Raw genomic sequence first — 15,261 nt, 5'->3', positions numbered from 1 at the left:
GCTCCTGTCAGAGCACCGCCGATTTGGCGGCGCGTAGAATGCGATCAGACAGCTCGCTGGTGCCCAAGGCACGGGCCAGGGCCAGGCCGCCGATCATCAGGGCCAGGTCGGCCAGGGCCTTGTCGGCTTCCTCGGGGCGGTCGACCATGGCAGCCGTCATCAACTCGATGTGCTCGGCCAGCACCTCGCGAAAAGCCTGCGGCAGGCGCTGCATTTCACCCAGCGAATTGGGCAGTGGGCAAGCATGCACCTCGGCATCGCGGTGCTTGCGCGACAGGTAGAAGGCACTGACCAATGCCCGCCGCTCAGCGCCATCGAGGCTGGGATCGACCTGGGCCAGCAAGGCTCGGCGCTCGCCCAACAGTTGGCGGAACGCCTCGAGCATCATTTCGTCCTTGCTGTCGAAATGGGCATAGAAACCGCCCACGGTCAGGCCTGCCGCCCCCATCACCTGGCTGACGCTAGGCTCGGCCGGGCCCTGCTGGATCAACGCCGTGCATGCCGCTTCGAGAATGCGCTCGCGGGTTTTGCTCTTCTTGTCGCTCATCAGGCACTCGCCGATAAAATATGATGAGCGAAATATTATCCCCATCATATTTTTCCGCAAGCGAATTCTGCGGCCTTCTGTCGGCCAGTTTTTTTGGGGGAGAAAAAACAAAAGGCCCATTCAATAAGCGAATGAGCCTTTAAGGTCCCGCAATACGCGGGTAAATGTGGCGTCCCCTAGGGGACTCGAACCCCTGTTACCGCCGTGAAAGGGCGGTGTCCTAGGCCACTAGACGAAGGGGACGTAACCTTCGTGCCGATCCGCTTGCGCGAACCGCGGCAAAAATTGGTGGAGCTAAGCGGGATCGAACCGCTGACCTCCTGCATGCCATGCAGGCGCTCTCCCAGCTGAGCTATAGCCCCGAAACAAAAGGCTCATCAATATTCGACGAGCCTTTTTAAGCCCTGCAAAACGCAGGAAAAGTGGCGTCCCCTAGGGGACTCGAACCCCTGTTACCGCCGTGAAAGGGCGGTGTCCTAGGCCACTAGACGAAGGGGACGTAACCTTCGTGCCGATCCGCTTGCGCGAACCGCGGCAAAAATTGGTGGAGCTAAGCGGGATCGAACCGCTGACCTCCTGCATGCCATGCAGGCGCTCTCCCAGCTGAGCTATAGCCCCGGATTTCTAGCCTCTCGGCCCAGCGACATCCTAAAACATCGCTTGTGCAAAACTGGCGTCCCCTAGGGGACTCGAACCCCTGTTACCGCCGTGAAAGGGCGGTGTCCTAGGCCACTAGACGAAGGGGACGAACCTTCTTACCTTCAAGACCCGGTTGCTGGACCCGGTCTTGCTTGACAGCCTTGGCTGCCAAACGGAATTTGGTGGAGCTAAGCGGGATCGAACCGCTGACCTCCTGCATGCCATGCAGGCGCTCTCCCAGCTGAGCTATAGCCCCACAATGTCGCTCTGAACCGAAGCGCTGGCTGGGTGCCTGGCGTTTCGTTTTCGTTCATCGCTGTGGACGGGGCGCATATTAAGATCGGATTGCAGGGCTGTCAAACTAATTTTTCAAAATATTCAAAAAAATTTTCACAGATAACAATCACTTACCGCCCTGCCCTGGTAAATCGAAGCGCCGCGCGCTTGTAGGAGCGGCCTTGTGTCGCGAAAGGAGCGCAACGCGGTCCCGCGATTTCAGCTTTAACGCAAAAATTGCTGGGGCCGCTTTGCGGCCCCTCCGCGACACAAGGCCGCTCCTACCGGGCTCAGCCGAGGCCTTTGGAGCGCTATCAGGCGATGGACGCCAGCAGCTTTTCCCACTCCTTGTTTTCTTTCTTCGACACGCCGCCCAGCAAGTCCAGGGCCTGGCGCAGGCGGTAGCGGGTCAGGTCGGGGCCCAGGATTTCCATGGCATCGAGCACCGACACCGAGCTGGCCTGGCCAGTGATGGCGGCGAACATCAGCGGCATGGCGTCACGCAGCTTGAGCTCCAGCGCCTCGACCACCGCCTGGATGCAACCGGTGATGCGCTCCTTTTCCCACTGGCGCAGGCTTTCGAGCTTCCACAGGATCAGCTGGATCACCTGGCGCACCTGGTCGGCAGACAGCTTCTTGCTTTCGAACAGCTTGGCATCGAGCTTCAGCGCACCTTCGAAGAAGAACCCGCCCAGCGGAGCAACCTGGCTGAAGGTTTCCACCCGGCCCTGCACGTGCGGGGCAATCTTCATCATGTAGTCGCTGTTGAACGCCCATTTCTGCAGGCGCGCGGCGAACTCTTCGACCGGCAGCTCGCGCAGCCACTGACCGTTCAGCCAGGACAGCTTCTCGATGTCGAAGATCGGGCCACCCAGCGAAATACGCGACAGGTCGAAATGCTCGACCATCTCGGCCAGCGAGAACTTCTCCCGCTCGTCCGGCATCGACCAGCCCATGCGGCCCAGGTAGTTGAGCATCGCCTCGGGCATGAAGCCCATGCGCTCGTAGAAGGTCACCGAGGTCGGGTTCTTGCGCTTGGACAGCTTGGACTTGTCCGGGTTACGCAGCAGCGGCATGTAGCACAGCTTGGGCTGCTCCCAACCGAAGTATTCGTACAGCTTGATCAGCTTGGGCGCCGATGGCAGCCACTCTTCGCCGCGCAACACGTGGGTGATGCCCATCAGATGGTCGTCGACCACGTTGGCCAGGAAGTACGTCGGCAGGCCGTCGTTCTTCATCAGCACCTGCATGTCCATGCGGTCCCACGGGATCTCGACATCACCACGCAGCATGTCCGGGACCACGCACACGCCTTCGCTCGGCACCTTCATGCGGATCACGTGCGGCTCGCCAGCGTCCAGGCGGCGCTGCACTTCCTCGGCGCTGAGCAACAGCGCGCGGCCATCGTAGCGCGGGGTTTCGCCACGGGCTTGCTGCTCGGCACGCATCTGCTCCAGCTCTTCGGCGGTGCAGAAGCAATAGAAGGCATGGCCGGCGTCCACCAGCTGCTTGGCATACTTGGCGTAGATCTCGCCACGCTCGCTCTGCCGGTACGGGCCGTGCGGGCCGCCGACGTCCGGGCCTTCGTTCCATTCAATACCGAGCCAACGCAGGGCATCGAAGATCTGCTGTTCCGACTCGCGCGTGGAACGCAGCTGGTCGGTGTCTTCGATGCGCAGGATGAACTCACCGCCGTGCTGCTTGGCAAAGCAGTAGTTGAACAGGGCGATGTAGGCAGTGCCGACATGGGGGTCGCCGGTAGGCGATGGCGCGATACGCGTGCGTACGGTGGTCATGGAGGTCTCGAACGAAAGATGAAACAAAGGCGGGATGTTAGCAGGAGGCAGGCACCGGGCTCCAGCAATGGCGCGAACGACACTTGTCGATGCGCCCCATGCCGCTGTTAAATTTATTTACATTTCTGGAACGATAGTGCTCATGCCTGCCCAACTCAAACGCCGCCTGCTGGTCTTCTTCCTCCTGGTGGCAGCCGTTGCCCTCGCCCTCCTCGGCCACTGGTATTTCAAGGGGCGCTTCTATGAAAGCACCGACAACGCCTACGTGCAGGGCGAAATCACGCGTATTTCCAGCCAGTTGGGCGCGCGTATCGAGGCCGTGGCAGTCACTGACAACCAGCATGTGCACCCGGGCGACCTGCTGGTGCGGCTGGAGGCCGCCGACTTCGAACTGGCCGTGCAACGCGCCCGCGCCGCCCTGGCTACGCGCGAAGCCGAGCATGCACAGGCAGAAAGCCGCCTCACCCAGCAGGCCAGCCTGATTGCCGCCGGCCAGGCCCAGGTGGCAGCCAACCAGGCCACCTTCGACCGCTCGCGCCTGGACCTGAGCCGCGCCGAGAAGCTGCGCAAGCCGGGCTTTGTCTCGGAAGAACGGGTCACCACGTTGGCGGCCGACAGCCATGTCGCCGGCTCGCAGGTCGACAAGGCCCGCGCCGACCTGCAAAGCCAGCGCCAGCAGGTCAACGCGCTGAGCGCCGAACTCAAGCGCCTCGACGCGCAAATCGCCAACGCCCGCGCCGACCTGGCCCAGGCTGAACTGAACCTGACCCGCTGCGAAATCCGTGCGCCGATCAGCGGCACCATTGGTCAGCGCAGCGCACGTGATGGCCAGGTGGTACAGGCCGGTGCCTACCTGCTGTCGATCGTGCCGGACGAAGATATCTGGGTGCAGGCCAACTTCAAGGAAACCCAGATCGGCCGCATGCAGCCAGGGCAGCGCGCCGAACTGGTCTTCGACAGCTACCCCGATACACCGATCGAAGGCCGGGTCGACAGTCTGTTCGCCGCCTCTGGTGCGCAGTTCAGCCTGCTGCCACCCGACAATGCCACCGGCAACTTCACCAAGGTGGTGCAGCGCATCCCGGTCAAGCTGACCTTCCGTGCCGACAACCCGCTGCACGGGCGCATCCGCCCAGGCATGTCGGTGACCGCCACCGTCGACCTGCGCAGCGAAGACGAAGGCAAAAATGACCGCTGACGTGTTGCTCAGGCCCTCTGCGGAGCCGACCCGGCGCGACTGGATCGCGGTAATGAGCGTGATGCTCGGTGCGTTCATGGCGGTGCTGGACATCCAGATCACCAACTCGTCGCTGAAGGACATCCAGGGCGCCTTGTCGGCAACGCTGGAGGAAGGCTCGTGGATTTCCACCTCGTACCTGGTGGCGGAAATCATCATGATTCCGCTCACCGCCTGGCTGGTGCAACTGCTGTCGGCGCGGCGCCTGGCGGTGTGGGTATCCGGCGGCTTCCTGCTGTCGTCGCTGCTGTGCTCGATGGCCTGGAACCTGGAGAGCATGATCCTGTTCCGCGCCCTGCAGGGCTTTACCGGCGGCGCACTGATCCCGCTGGCCTTCACCCTGACCCTGATCAAGCTGCCCGAGCACCACCGCGCCAAGGGCATGGCCATGTTCGCCATGACCGCCACCTTCGCCCCCTCCATTGGCCCCACCCTGGGTGGCTGGCTGACGGAAAACTGGGGCTGGGAATGCATCTTCTACATCAACATCCCGCCAGGCCTGGTGATGATCGCCGGCCTGCTGTACGGGCTGGAGAAGAAGGACGCACACTGGGAGCTGCTGAAAAGCACCGACTACGCCGGCATCGTCACCCTGGGCCTGGGCCTGGGTTGCCTGCAGGTGTTTCTGGAGGAAGGCCACCGCAAGGACTGGCTGGAGTCGCAGCTGATCGTCGGCCTCGGCAGCATCGCCCTGGTCAGCCTGATCACCTTTGTCATCCTGCAGTTTTCCAGACCCCAGCCACTGATCAACCTGCGCATCCTGGGCAACCGCAACTTCGGCCTGTCGAGCATCGCCAGCCTGGGCATGGGCGTGGGCCTGTATGGCTCGATCTATCTATTGCCGCTGTACCTGGCGCAAGTGCAGGGCTACAACGCCCTGCAAATCGGCGAGGTGATCATGTGGATGGGCATCCCGCAGCTGTTTCTCATTCCGCTGGTGCCGCAATTGATGAAAGTGGTGCCGCCCAAGGCGCTGTGCGCCTTGGGCTTCTGCCTGTTCGGCGCCGCCAGTTTCGGCTCGGGGGTGCTCAACCCGGATTTCGCCGGGCCGCAGTTCAACCATATCCAGATCATCCGTGCCATTGGCCAGCCGATGATCATGGTGACCATCTCGCTGATCGCCACGGCGTATATCCAGCCGCAGGATGCCGGCTCGGCATCGAGCCTGTTCAATATCCTGCGCAACCTGGGCGGGGCGATCGGCATTGCGCTGCTGGCCACGCTGCTGGATGCGCGGACCAAGGTGTATTTCGATTATTTGAGGGAGGCGCTGGTGCCGGGCAACCCACAGGTGGCGGAGCGCCTGGCGCAACTGGCAGAGCGGCTGGGAAATGACAACGCCGCGCTGGGGAAACTGAGCGAGATTACCCATCAGCAGGCATTGATCATGGCCTACAACGATGCCTTTCATTTTGTCGGGATCGGCTTGGCGGTGAGCATGGTGGCGGTGTTGATGACCCGCAAGCTGCCTGAGGGGTTGAAGGCTGGGGAGGCCCATTAAGGCCACTGCAGATCGACGCCCCCTGAGCGGCCTTGTGTCGCGATGGGCTGCGCAGCAGCCCCAGGGTCTGTGCCGCATGGAATATTCCTGGGGCCGCTGCGCAGCCCATCGCGACACAAGGCCGCTCCTACAAAAGGCCGCGCCTGGCTTCAGCTGGTAATCAACCGCTCCCGCAACTGGGCAATCTCGTCGCGCAACTGCGCCGCGGCCTCGAATTCCAGGTCGCGGGCGAACTGCATCATCTTCTCTTCCAACTGCTTGATGCGCTTGGTGATCTCGCCTGGGGTACGCAGCTCGGCCTCGTAACGGGCGCTCTCCTCCGCCGCCTTGGCCATGCCCTTGCGCTTCTTGCTGCGCGCGCCTGGCACGGTGGCCCCTTCCATGATGTCGGTGATGTCCTTGACCACGCCCTTGGGCACGATGCCATGGGCCTGGTTGAAGGCGATCTGCTTCTCGCGGCGCCGCTCGGTTTCGTCGATGGCCCGCTGCATCGAACCGGTAATCTGGTCGGCGTACAGGATGGCCCGGCCATTGAGGTTGCGCGCCGCGCGACCGATGGTCTGGATCAGCGAACGCTCGGAACGCAGGAAGCCTTCCTTGTCGGCATCAAGGATCGCTACCAACGACACTTCAGGCATGTCCAGGCCTTCGCGCAACAGGTTGATGCCTACCAGCACATCGAAAGTCCCCAGGCGCAGGTCGCGGATGATCTCCACCCGCTCGACGGTGTCGATGTCCGAGTGCAGGTAACGCACCCGCACGTCGTGGTCGGCCAGGTAGTCGGTGAGGTCTTCGGCCATGCGCTTGGTCAGCGTGGTCGCCAGCACTCGCTCACCATGTGCCACGCGCTTGCGGATTTCCGACAGCAGGTCGTCGACCTGGGTCAGCGCCGGGCGCACTTCCACCTGCGGGTCGACCAGGCCGGTCGGGCGCACCACCTGCTCGACCACGCGCCCAGCGTGCTCGGCCTCGTAGGGGCCAGGTGTGGCGGACACGAAAATGGTTTGCGGGCTGACCGCCTCCCACTCGTCAAAACGCATGGGTCGGTTGTCCAGGGCCGAGGGCAGGCGGAAACCATACTCGACCAGGGTTTCCTTGCGCGAACGGTCACCCTTGTACATGGCGCCTACCTGCGGAACGCTGACGTGGGACTCGTCGATCACCAGCAAAGCATCAGGCGGCAGGTAGTCGTACAAGGTCGGCGGCGGCGCCCCGGCCGGGCGCCCGGACAGGTAGCGCGAGTAGTTCTCGATGCCATTGCAATAGCCCAGCTCCAGGATCATCTCCAGGTCGAAGCGGGTGCGTTGCTCCAGGCGCTGCGCCTCCACCAGCTTGTTGGCTTTCTGCAGGTATTCCAGGCGATCCTTGAGCTCTTCCTTGATGCCCTCGACCGCTTCCAGCAGGGTTTCCCGCGGGGTGACGTAGTGGCTCTTGGGGTAGAAGGTGAAGCGCGGCAGCTTGCGGAAGACCTCGCCGGTCAGCGGGTCGAACGCGGCGATGTTCTCCACCTCGTCATCGAACAGTTCGATGCGGATGGCCTCGAGGTCCGATTCGGCCGGGAAGATATCGACCACATCGCCACGCACACGGAAGGTGGCGCGGGCGAAGTCCATCTCGTTGCGGGTGTATTGCAGGTCGGCCAGGCGTCGCAGCAACGCCCGCTGGTCGAGCTTGTCGCCGCGATCGACGTGCAGGACCATCTTCAGGTAGGTCTCGGGGCTGCCCAGGCCGTAGATGCACGATACCGTGGTGACAATGATCGCATCGCGCCGCTCCAGCAGCGCCTTGGTTGCCGACAGGCGCATCTGCTCGATATGGTCGTTGATCGATGCGTCCTTCTCGATGAAGGTGTCCGAGGACGGCACGTAGGCTTCGGGTTGGTAGTAGTCGTAGTAGGAAACGAAGTACTCCACCGCGTTGTTGGGGAAGAACGCCTTGAATTCACCGTACAACTGCGCGGCCAACGTCTTGTTCGGCGCCAGTACCAGGGTCGGGCGCTGCACCTGCTGGATGACGTTGGCAATGCTGAAGGTCTTGCCCGAGCCGGTCACCCCGAGCAGCGTCTGGTGCGACAGCCCCGCCTCGATGCCTTCGACCATCTGGCGGATGGCCTCGGGCTGGTCGCCGGCCGGCTGGAAACGGGTGACGAGCTGGAACTCGGACATGACGGACCTCGCGGTGTTTCAGCAACTGTAAATTTAGCCAGTAGTCTATACCCAAATGCGTTCGCCGGGGGGCGCTTTCAAGGCATAGCTGTGAGCGCTTGTTACGGTGGACCGGGTAATTGGACCAATGGTCGAAAAATATTTGCGCAAATCACTGGAAAAGCTGCGCCATAGTGTCGCGGTGACCGGTCGGTATCACTATACTGACACCCCGTTTGTGCACCGCTTCAGTGCATTCGGCTGGAGCGTGTACGTCCTATCACACTCCAATCAGAGCCAAGGTAACAATGAGCCTGTTTTCCGCTGTCGAGCTGGCACCCCGCGACCCTATTCTGGGCCTCAACGAAGCATTCAACGCCGACCCACGTACCGACAAGGTCAACCTGGGCGTAGGCGTTTACTGCAATGAGGAAGGCCGCATTCCGCTGCTGCGCGCCGTGATCGAAGCCGAGACCCAGCGTGCCGCCCAGCACGCCTCGCGCGGCTACCTGCCGATCGACGGCATTGCCTCCTACGACCAGGCTGTACAAAAGCTGCTGTTCGGCGCCGAATCGCCACTGCTGGCCGCAGGCCGCGTGGTCACCGTACAGGCCGTCGGCGGTACCGGCGCACTGAAGATTGGTGCCGACTTCCTCAAGCGCATCTCGCCGAACGCCGTGGTCGCCATCAGCGACCCGAGCTGGGAAAACCACCGTGCCCTGTTCGAATCGGCCGGTTTCCCGGTGCAGAACTACCGCTACTACGACGCACCGACCAACGATGTCAACCGCGCCGGCATGCTGGAAGACCTGAACAAGCTGCCGTCCGGCTCGATCGTGGTACTGCACGCCTGCTGCCACAACCCGACCGGTGTCGACCTCAACCTGGACGACTGGAAGAACGTGCTGGAAGTGGTCAAGGCCAAGGGCCACGTGCCGTTCCTCGACATGGCCTACCAGGGCTTCGGTGACGGTATCGCCGAAGACGCCTTCGCCGTGCGCCTGTTCGCCGAATCGGGCCTGGAGTTCTTCGTCTCCAGCTCGTTCTCCAAGTCGTTCTCGCTGTATGGCGAGCGCGTCGGCGCGCTGTCGATCGTCACTGCTTCCAAGGACGAGAGCACCCGCGTGCTGTCGCAGGTCAAGCGCGTGATCCGCACCACCTACTCCAACCCGCCGACCCACGGCGCGACCATCGTTGCCACCGTGCTGAACAGTGCCGAACTGCGCCAGATGTGGGAAACCGAACTGGCCGAAATGCGCGAGCGCATCCACGGCATGCGCAAGCAGATGGTCGAGCTGCTGGCCCAGTACGGCGCCAAGCGCGACTTCAGCTTCGTTGGCCGTCAGGTCGGCATGTTCTCCTACTCGGGCCTGACCGTTGAACAGGTCGCCCGCCTGAAGAACGACTTCGGCATCTACGCCCTGGACACTGGCCGCATCGCGGTGGCCGCCCTGAACCAGAGCAACATCCACGTGGTCACCAAGGCCATCGTCGAAGTGCTGTAACTGCTTGATTTGCCTGGGGGTGGCTTGACTTCCCCCGGGCAATCAGTAAGATGTGCGCAGATTCCGCGATAGCTCAGTCGGTAGAGCAAATGACTGTTAATCATTGGGTCCCTGGTTCGAGTCCAGGTCGCGGAGCCAAACACTGAAAAAGCCCCCGGTTGCGCAAGCACCGGGGGCTTTTTTGTTACGCCTGTCATGCTCAGGAAGAGAAGGCCGACACCCGCCAAAACCTTCAGCAGCTGCGCCCGATCGGGTAGAACTCACCGTGGCTCCACACCCCCAGCCACTCCTCGCCGTCGATCTCCCGCGGCACCGCCAGCTCCACCAACTGGTAGAACACATTGCGATGGATCAGCGCCTCGAGGTTGCTGCGCATCAGCACATACGGCGACGGCTCCTGGGTCTGCGGGTCGATCACCACGCGCAGCGGGTTGGCAGGCCCGGCCTCCACCTGGTCTTCGACATTGCTGGTGAAGCGCAGCACCTGCTGCTCACCCTGCCCCCGCACATCCAGCGCCACGGCCACGAACGGCGCATCATCAACGCGGATACCCACCTTTTCCACCGGGGTAACCAGGAAGTAGTCATCGCCGTCACGGCGGATGATGGTGGAAAACAGCCGCACCATCGGCTTGCGTCCGATGGGGCTGCCCAGGTAGTACCAGGTGCCATCGCGGGCGATGCGCATGTCGATGTCACCGCAGAAGTCCGGGTTCCACAGATGCACCGGCGGCAGGCCCTTGGCCTTGGGAAGCTGCGCCAGCAGATCATTGGCCTTGCCGGAATCGCTCATCGCGCTTGCCTCATTCACTCATGCCCAGAAGGCTACGAGCGTACTCGCGCATCGGCGCCGCAAGCAAATCTTCCGGAGTATTGTCGTGGAACGTCAACAAACCGCCACGGCTCTTGATCCGCGCGGTGTCGATCAGGTAGCGGGTGTTGGTCTCGATCAGCATCATCTGCACCACGCCGGTGTCCCAGCCCAGGCGGTCGACGGCCTGTTCGTCGTACCATTCGTCGCCATTGCCGATGCGGTCATCGGTACGCGCAAAGCGGGTGTACAGCACATAATCGGCCCCCACCGAGCGCGCCTGGGCGATGGCCTCTTCGAGGCCCAGCGGGCCCTGGGCACGGCGTACCAGCGGGAAATATTCGACGAAACTCTTGAATGCCTGCTCGGCGACCACATTCTGCCGTGGCACCGGCCCCTTGCCCGGCGGCACGAACGCACCCTGGCCAATGAAGATGAACGAATCGGGCTGCAGGCGAATCGACAGGGTGCGACGGGTATCGCTGTGGTCCAGCAGACCGGCATCGCTCATGTGATAACGGACGCCCTCGCCCATATCGCTGACATTCATACAACCGCCAAGCGCCATCAGCGCCAGCAGCAAGACCAGGCTACGCATCTTTCCTCCAGTGGCCGGCGACGAAAAACCGGCGAATAGCCGGCGGATGCAGCTTTTGCGCCAGCTTCAACCACCGATGACCTTCATCACCATCACATCGCCGGAAAACGCCAGCTCCTGCTTGTCTGCAAGGGCCTTTACCAGTAGCCGCTGGAAGGCTGGGAGCGCCTGATGGCGCGGCTTCTCCAGCAAGTCAGCGATGTAGTGGCGGTTACCCGACGACAGGCAACCATGCAGCCAACCGGTAGAGGACAGGCGCAGCCGCGAGCAGCTGCGGCAGAACGGTTCGCTTTCATTGGCGATCACGCCGAAGTGGCCCTTGCCGGGGACCTGATAACGCAAGGCGGTGGCACCTGGCGGCGCATCGACCTTGGCAATGGCATGCCGATCAGCGATCAGTGCCAGCAACTGGTCGAGGCCAACGAACTGCTGCAGGAACGCATTATGGTCACGGGCCAGGTGCCCCATGCGCATGAGTTCGATGAAACGCAGTTCGAAACCGCGCGCAAGGCAGTAGTCCAACAGCGGCAACACTTGGTCGAGGTTTTGCCCGCGCATCGGCACCATGTTCACCTTGATCTGCATGCCCAGCGCGCTGGCCTGCTCCATGCCCGCCAGCACGCTCGCCAGGTCACCTCCGCGGGCAATGCGGCGGAAGGCCTGCGGGTCCAGCGTATCGAGGGAAATGTTCAGGCGGCGAATACCCGCTGCCTGCAGCTGGGGCAACTTGCGCGCCAGCAGCTGGCCATTGGTGGTCAGCGAGACATCGTCGAGGTCGAGCCTGGCCACGGCGGCCAAAAAGCCCTCCAGCCGTGGGCTGACCAGTGGCTCGCCGCCAGTGATGCGCAAGCGTTCGATACCGGCCGCCTCGATCAGGTAGGCCACACCGCGAGCCAGTGAGGCTGCCGACAACTCGTCCTGCGCTGCCACCAGGCGCTTGCCATCGGCAACGCAATAGGTGCAGGCGTAGTTGCAGGCAGCCGTCAGGCTGACGCGCAGGTTGCGAAAACGCCTGCCTTGACGATCGACGATCATGAATGACTCCGGCATGGGTGATGGGGCTGACAAAACCTGACTCATAAATCAGGTTTTTGCAAGCCCCGCGCCATGACGGTTTCAGCAGGAGGCGTCGCAACGCTTCAGTTAGAAGGTTCCGGGTCGCGCTTGCGCTTGTTACCCATGCGCACGCCAATGTCCATGAGGAATTGGAAGAAGCCTTCCTGATCCTCCAGCACATTGCTCCAGAACGGCGAGTGGTACAGCGCCACAGCGCCGTGCACCAGCGCCCAGGCAGCGCAGTAGTGGAAATACGGCGGCACGTCTTCGAGCTTGCCTTCGCTGATACGGCCTTCGATCAGCTGGGTCAGGCGGTCGAAGTTGGAGGCACGGATCTTGTGCAATTGCTCGACCATTTCCGGCACCTGGTTGCCCTTGACCACCTTTTCTTCCAGGCGGTCGAACAGCCGGTAACGCTGCGGGTCGCGCATGCGGAACTCGAAGTAGGCGCGCGACAGGGCTTCCTTGTCGCGGTCGACATCGGCCGAGTGCAACAGCGTGTTCAGGTCGCGCTCGTAGTCGAGCATAAGGCGCAGGTAGATCTCCGCCTTGGACTTGAAGTGCTTGTAGATCGTGCCTTTGCCGATGCCCACGGCGTCGGCGATCATCTCGACCGTGACGCTGTCTTCACCCTGTTCGAGGAACAGTTTCAGCGCGGTATCGAGGATTTCCTGTTCGCGACGGCGAAACTCACGGACCTTACGAGGTTCTTTCTGCATAGGAAGGAGCTGGATGACAATCGAAGCGGTTTATTATGCCTAACTTGCAGGAAATTGCACGGATCATCCACACATGTCTGTGTTTCACGATGCATACGGCCATGCGCTGCGGGAGGAATGAAACGTCGACGTATTCCAAATCTGTTTAAAAAACGACCAGCAGGCACTGGCACTGCGCCAAACCTGGCCAATACTACAAGTGTTGGCGCGGCGCATCCCCCCCAAGTGGCGCGCCGATAAAGGTGCTCAGGGACCGCGTACCTTTGTTTTACTCCTAATGGTCTTAACCCGGATTCCCCCCCAGAACCCGGGTTTTTTTTTCGTTTCGGGGGCTCGGGGCGATGGGATTCGGGGGATTGCATGAGGGCGGCCAGGGTCTGCCTCGGGTTTTGTTGCGCCGGTGAGATCGAGCGCTGAATTTGGCGCGGCAGGCACCTGGCGCCCCACACGCCCCCAACGCCCTGCCGAATCAGGCCACCCGTGCCAATGGGAACAACCGCTTGAAGTTGGCCGTGGTCTGCTCGGCCAGTTGCTCATAGCTGGCCCCCCGCAACGAAGCCACATATTCCGCCACCTCGCGCACATACTGCGGCAGGTTCGGCTTGCCGCGATGCGGAATCGGCGCCAGATACGGCGAATCGGTTTCCACCAGCAGCCGATCGACCGGCACCTGCCGCGCCACCTCCCGCAAGGCATCGGCATTGCGGAACGTGACAATGCCAGACAAGGAAATGTAGTACCCCAGGTCCAGCGCGGCCTTGGCCATCGCCCAGTCTTCGGTGAAGCAGTGCAACACGCCGGCCTGCGGCAGGTCAGCCTCGCGCAACAGCGCAAGGGTGTCGGCGCGCGCCGCGCGGGTGTGCACGATCACCGGTTTGCCGGTCTGCCGCGAGGCCTCCAGGTGCAAGCGGAACGAAGCCTGCTGCAGCTCGGCGGCCTCCGGCTCGTAGTGATAATCCAGCCCGGTTTCGCCAATTGCCACCACATGCGGGTGGGCCAGCTCGCGCAACAGCCACTCCAGCGCCGGGGTTTCGCCAGGTGCAAGGTCCAGCGGGTGCACGCCCACCGAGCAGTCGACATCGGCGTACTGTTCGCTCAGCGCCTTCACCGCAGCGGCATTCTCGGCACTGACGCCGATACACAGAAAGTGCCCGACCCCGCGCTCACGCGCCGCCTGCAAGGCAGCATCGAGCGAGCCCTGGTGAGCGCTGAGGTCAAGACGGTCGAGGTGGCAATGGGAATCTACGAGCATGGGATAACGGCACACATGGAAAAATGAAAATCAGCGGGCGCCCGGCAACTGCAGCCAGTGCGCCAGCAGCGATTCAAGCAACAGGACGCGATTGAGGTTGGCCTTGCCCAGCACCTTCTGGCGTTGCTCCAGGAGCCACGCCTGTACCTCCAGTACCTTGGCCTGGCGGCTCTTCTGCGCCAGGTACTGCACCACCTTGCGCATATCGGCCAAGCCTAGCCCCTCCTCGTCCTGGGTCAATTGGTAGCGCAGGATCAAGTGCGCCCAATCGCAGAACCAGTCGAACAGCAGCAACAGCGGCACGTTGTTCCAGGCCTCGGCCAGCTGGCTGGGTGATTGCTGCTGTTTGAGCAGCTTCTTCACCCCGTCGGTCACCAGCGCCCGCTGCTCGCGCACGCCCTGTGCCTGCAGGCTGACGGCCATCAACGGCGAACCGGCGGCCAATGTCAGCAACTCGTCACGCTCGGCCTCGTTACTGTCGGCCAGCGCGCCTGCCAGCCAGGCCCGACTCTGGGCCAGGCTGGGCTGCGGGCAGGCCACCTGCTGGCAGCGGCTCTTGATGGTCGGCAGCAGGCGACTGGGCTGATGGCTGACCAGCAGCAGCACGGTATCACCGGAAGGCTCTTCGAGGCTCTTGAGCAAGGCGTTGGAAGCGTTGACGTTCATCGCCTCCACCGGCTCGATCAGCACCACCTTGCGCCCACCCAGCTGCGCCGTCTGCACCACGAAAGCCACCAGCTCGCGCACCTGGTCGACCTTGATCGGCTTGTCGGCTTCCTCGGGTTCGAGAACGAAGTTGTCCGGGTGGCTGCCGGCCTTGAGCAGCAGGCATGACTTGCACCCGCCGCAGGCCTCCAGGCCCTGGGGCTGCTGGCACAGCAGGCGCGCCATCAGGCGCTCGGCCAGGGCCCGCTTGCCGATACCCTGCGGCCCGTGCAGCAGGTAGGCATGCGCGTGCTGGCTGCGGCCGGCCAGTTGTTGCCAGAGGGCCTGCTGCCAGGGGAAGACCTCAGCCACGGGTGCCAATACCGTCGCCAGGCAAACCGCGCCCGCCGCCTTGGCAGGCATGGGTGGCATCATGTTTTCGGGTTTCACCAAACGTAAACACTGTGGGTTACAATCCTTTCTCGAAAACGTAAACGCCCTTGAAGCCCAGTAAATACAGGAGTTCGGGCAGCAA

12 protein-coding genes and 7 tRNA genes are annotated in these 15,261 nt (G+C 62.6%); 4 read left to right on the top strand and 15 right to left on the bottom strand.

The features are described from left to right. Positions 1 to 7 precede the first annotated feature (7 nt). The 8 genes from ACJA3S_RS07565 to gltX all read right to left on the bottom strand — a co-directional run bounded on the left by ACJA3S_RS07565 (position 8) and on the right by gltX (position 3,258). Entirely contained in the window at positions 8 to 547 is a 540-nt protein-coding gene (locus tag ACJA3S_RS07565; RefSeq protein WP_406821356.1) for a TetR/AcrR family transcriptional regulator, read from the bottom strand. Positions 548 to 714: 167 nt separating this feature from the next. After that, positions 715 to 790, bottom strand: a tRNA-Glu gene (locus tag ACJA3S_RS07560). Between the two features lie 43 nt (positions 791 to 833). Further along, a tRNA-Ala gene (locus ACJA3S_RS07555) sits at positions 834 to 909 on the bottom strand. A gap of 61 nt (positions 910 to 970) precedes the next feature. Then, a tRNA-Glu gene (locus ACJA3S_RS07550) sits at positions 971 to 1,046 on the bottom strand. 43 nt (positions 1,047 to 1,089) lie between these two features. After that, a tRNA-Ala gene (locus tag ACJA3S_RS07545) sits at positions 1,090 to 1,165 on the bottom strand. A gap of 53 nt (positions 1,166 to 1,218) precedes the next feature. Beyond that, a tRNA-Glu gene (locus tag ACJA3S_RS07540) sits at positions 1,219 to 1,294 on the bottom strand. A gap of 72 nt (positions 1,295 to 1,366) precedes the next feature. Further along, a tRNA-Ala gene (locus ACJA3S_RS07535) sits at positions 1,367 to 1,442 on the bottom strand. Positions 1,443 to 1,776: 334 nt separating this feature from the next. Then, positions 1,777 to 3,258, bottom strand: coding sequence for a glutamate--tRNA ligase (gene gltX / locus ACJA3S_RS07530; protein ID WP_170028932.1), 1,482 nt, complete (start codon positions 3,256 to 3,258; stop codon positions 1,777 to 1,779). Positions 3,259 to 3,400: 142 nt separating this feature from the next. Here gltX and ACJA3S_RS07525 point away from each other — a divergent pair, with 142 nt between their 5' ends. Both ACJA3S_RS07525 and ACJA3S_RS07520 read left to right on the top strand, forming a co-directional pair. After that, the gene (locus ACJA3S_RS07525; RefSeq protein WP_406821355.1) at positions 3,401 to 4,456 is read left to right on the top strand and encodes an HlyD family secretion protein; all 1,056 of its coding nucleotides are present in this window, start codon (positions 3,401 to 3,403) and stop codon (positions 4,454 to 4,456) included. Next, the gene (locus ACJA3S_RS07520) at positions 4,446 to 5,996 is read left to right on the top strand and encodes an MDR family MFS transporter (RefSeq protein WP_406821354.1); all 1,551 of its coding nucleotides are present in this window, start codon (positions 4,446 to 4,448) and stop codon (positions 5,994 to 5,996) included. Before ACJA3S_RS07525 ends, ACJA3S_RS07520 begins: the two co-directional genes overlap by 11 nt. A gap of 149 nt (positions 5,997 to 6,145) precedes the next feature. Here ACJA3S_RS07520 and uvrB read toward each other — a convergent pair whose 3' ends face one another. Further along, the gene (gene uvrB / locus ACJA3S_RS07515) at positions 6,146 to 8,161 is read right to left on the bottom strand and encodes an excinuclease ABC subunit UvrB (protein WP_406821353.1); all 2,016 of its coding nucleotides are present in this window, start codon (positions 8,159 to 8,161) and stop codon (positions 6,146 to 6,148) included. Positions 8,162 to 8,448: 287 nt separating this feature from the next. Between uvrB and ACJA3S_RS07510 the strand changes: the two genes are divergently transcribed. Next, entirely contained in the window at positions 8,449 to 9,645 is a 1,197-nt protein-coding gene (locus ACJA3S_RS07510; RefSeq protein ID WP_225776885.1) for an amino acid aminotransferase, read from the top strand. A gap of 62 nt (positions 9,646 to 9,707) precedes the next feature. Beyond that, a tRNA-Asn gene (locus ACJA3S_RS07505) sits at positions 9,708 to 9,783 on the top strand. 94 nt (positions 9,784 to 9,877) lie between these two features. Here ACJA3S_RS07505 and ACJA3S_RS07500 read toward each other — a convergent pair. The 6 genes from ACJA3S_RS07500 to ACJA3S_RS07475 all read right to left on the bottom strand — a co-directional run bounded on the left by ACJA3S_RS07500 (position 9,878) and on the right by ACJA3S_RS07475 (position 15,098). Next, positions 9,878 to 10,438 carry a DUF1285 domain-containing protein gene (locus ACJA3S_RS07500; protein ID WP_406821352.1) on the bottom strand — a complete coding sequence of 187 codons (561 nt, stop codon included), beginning with the start codon at positions 10,436 to 10,438 and terminating at the stop codon, positions 9,878 to 9,880. Positions 10,439 to 10,448: 10 nt separating this feature from the next. Continuing rightward, positions 10,449 to 11,054 (bottom strand): DUF4823 domain-containing protein, encoded by a 606-nt coding sequence (locus ACJA3S_RS07495; protein ID WP_170028926.1) that lies wholly within the window; start codon positions 11,052 to 11,054, stop codon positions 10,449 to 10,451. A gap of 66 nt (positions 11,055 to 11,120) precedes the next feature. After that, positions 11,121 to 12,089 carry a GTP 3',8-cyclase MoaA gene (locus tag ACJA3S_RS07490; RefSeq protein ID WP_406821351.1) on the bottom strand — a complete coding sequence of 323 codons (969 nt, stop codon included), beginning with the start codon at positions 12,087 to 12,089 and terminating at the stop codon, positions 11,121 to 11,123. A gap of 104 nt (positions 12,090 to 12,193) precedes the next feature. After that, positions 12,194 to 12,829, bottom strand: coding sequence for a TetR/AcrR family transcriptional regulator (locus ACJA3S_RS07485; RefSeq protein WP_406821350.1), 636 nt, complete (start codon positions 12,827 to 12,829; stop codon positions 12,194 to 12,196). Between the two features lie 469 nt (positions 12,830 to 13,298). Beyond that, positions 13,299 to 14,081, bottom strand: a complete 783-nt coding sequence (locus tag ACJA3S_RS07480) for a TatD family hydrolase (protein ID WP_406821349.1) — start codon at positions 14,079 to 14,081, stop codon at positions 13,299 to 13,301. 30 nt (positions 14,082 to 14,111) lie between these two features. Next, a complete protein-coding gene (locus ACJA3S_RS07475; RefSeq protein WP_406822218.1) occupies positions 14,112 to 15,098 on the bottom strand; it encodes a DNA polymerase III subunit delta' in 987 nt (328 codons plus the stop codon). Positions 15,099 to 15,261 lie beyond the last annotated feature (163 nt).

Source organism: Pseudomonas sp. KnCO4 (assembly GCF_045344305.1).
GTDB lineage: Bacteria > Pseudomonadota > Gammaproteobacteria > Pseudomonadales > Pseudomonadaceae > Aquipseudomonas > Aquipseudomonas anuradhapurensis.
The sequence above is the reverse complement of the archived record's forward strand: the minus strand, read 5'-3'. Positions and strand labels throughout refer to the sequence as shown.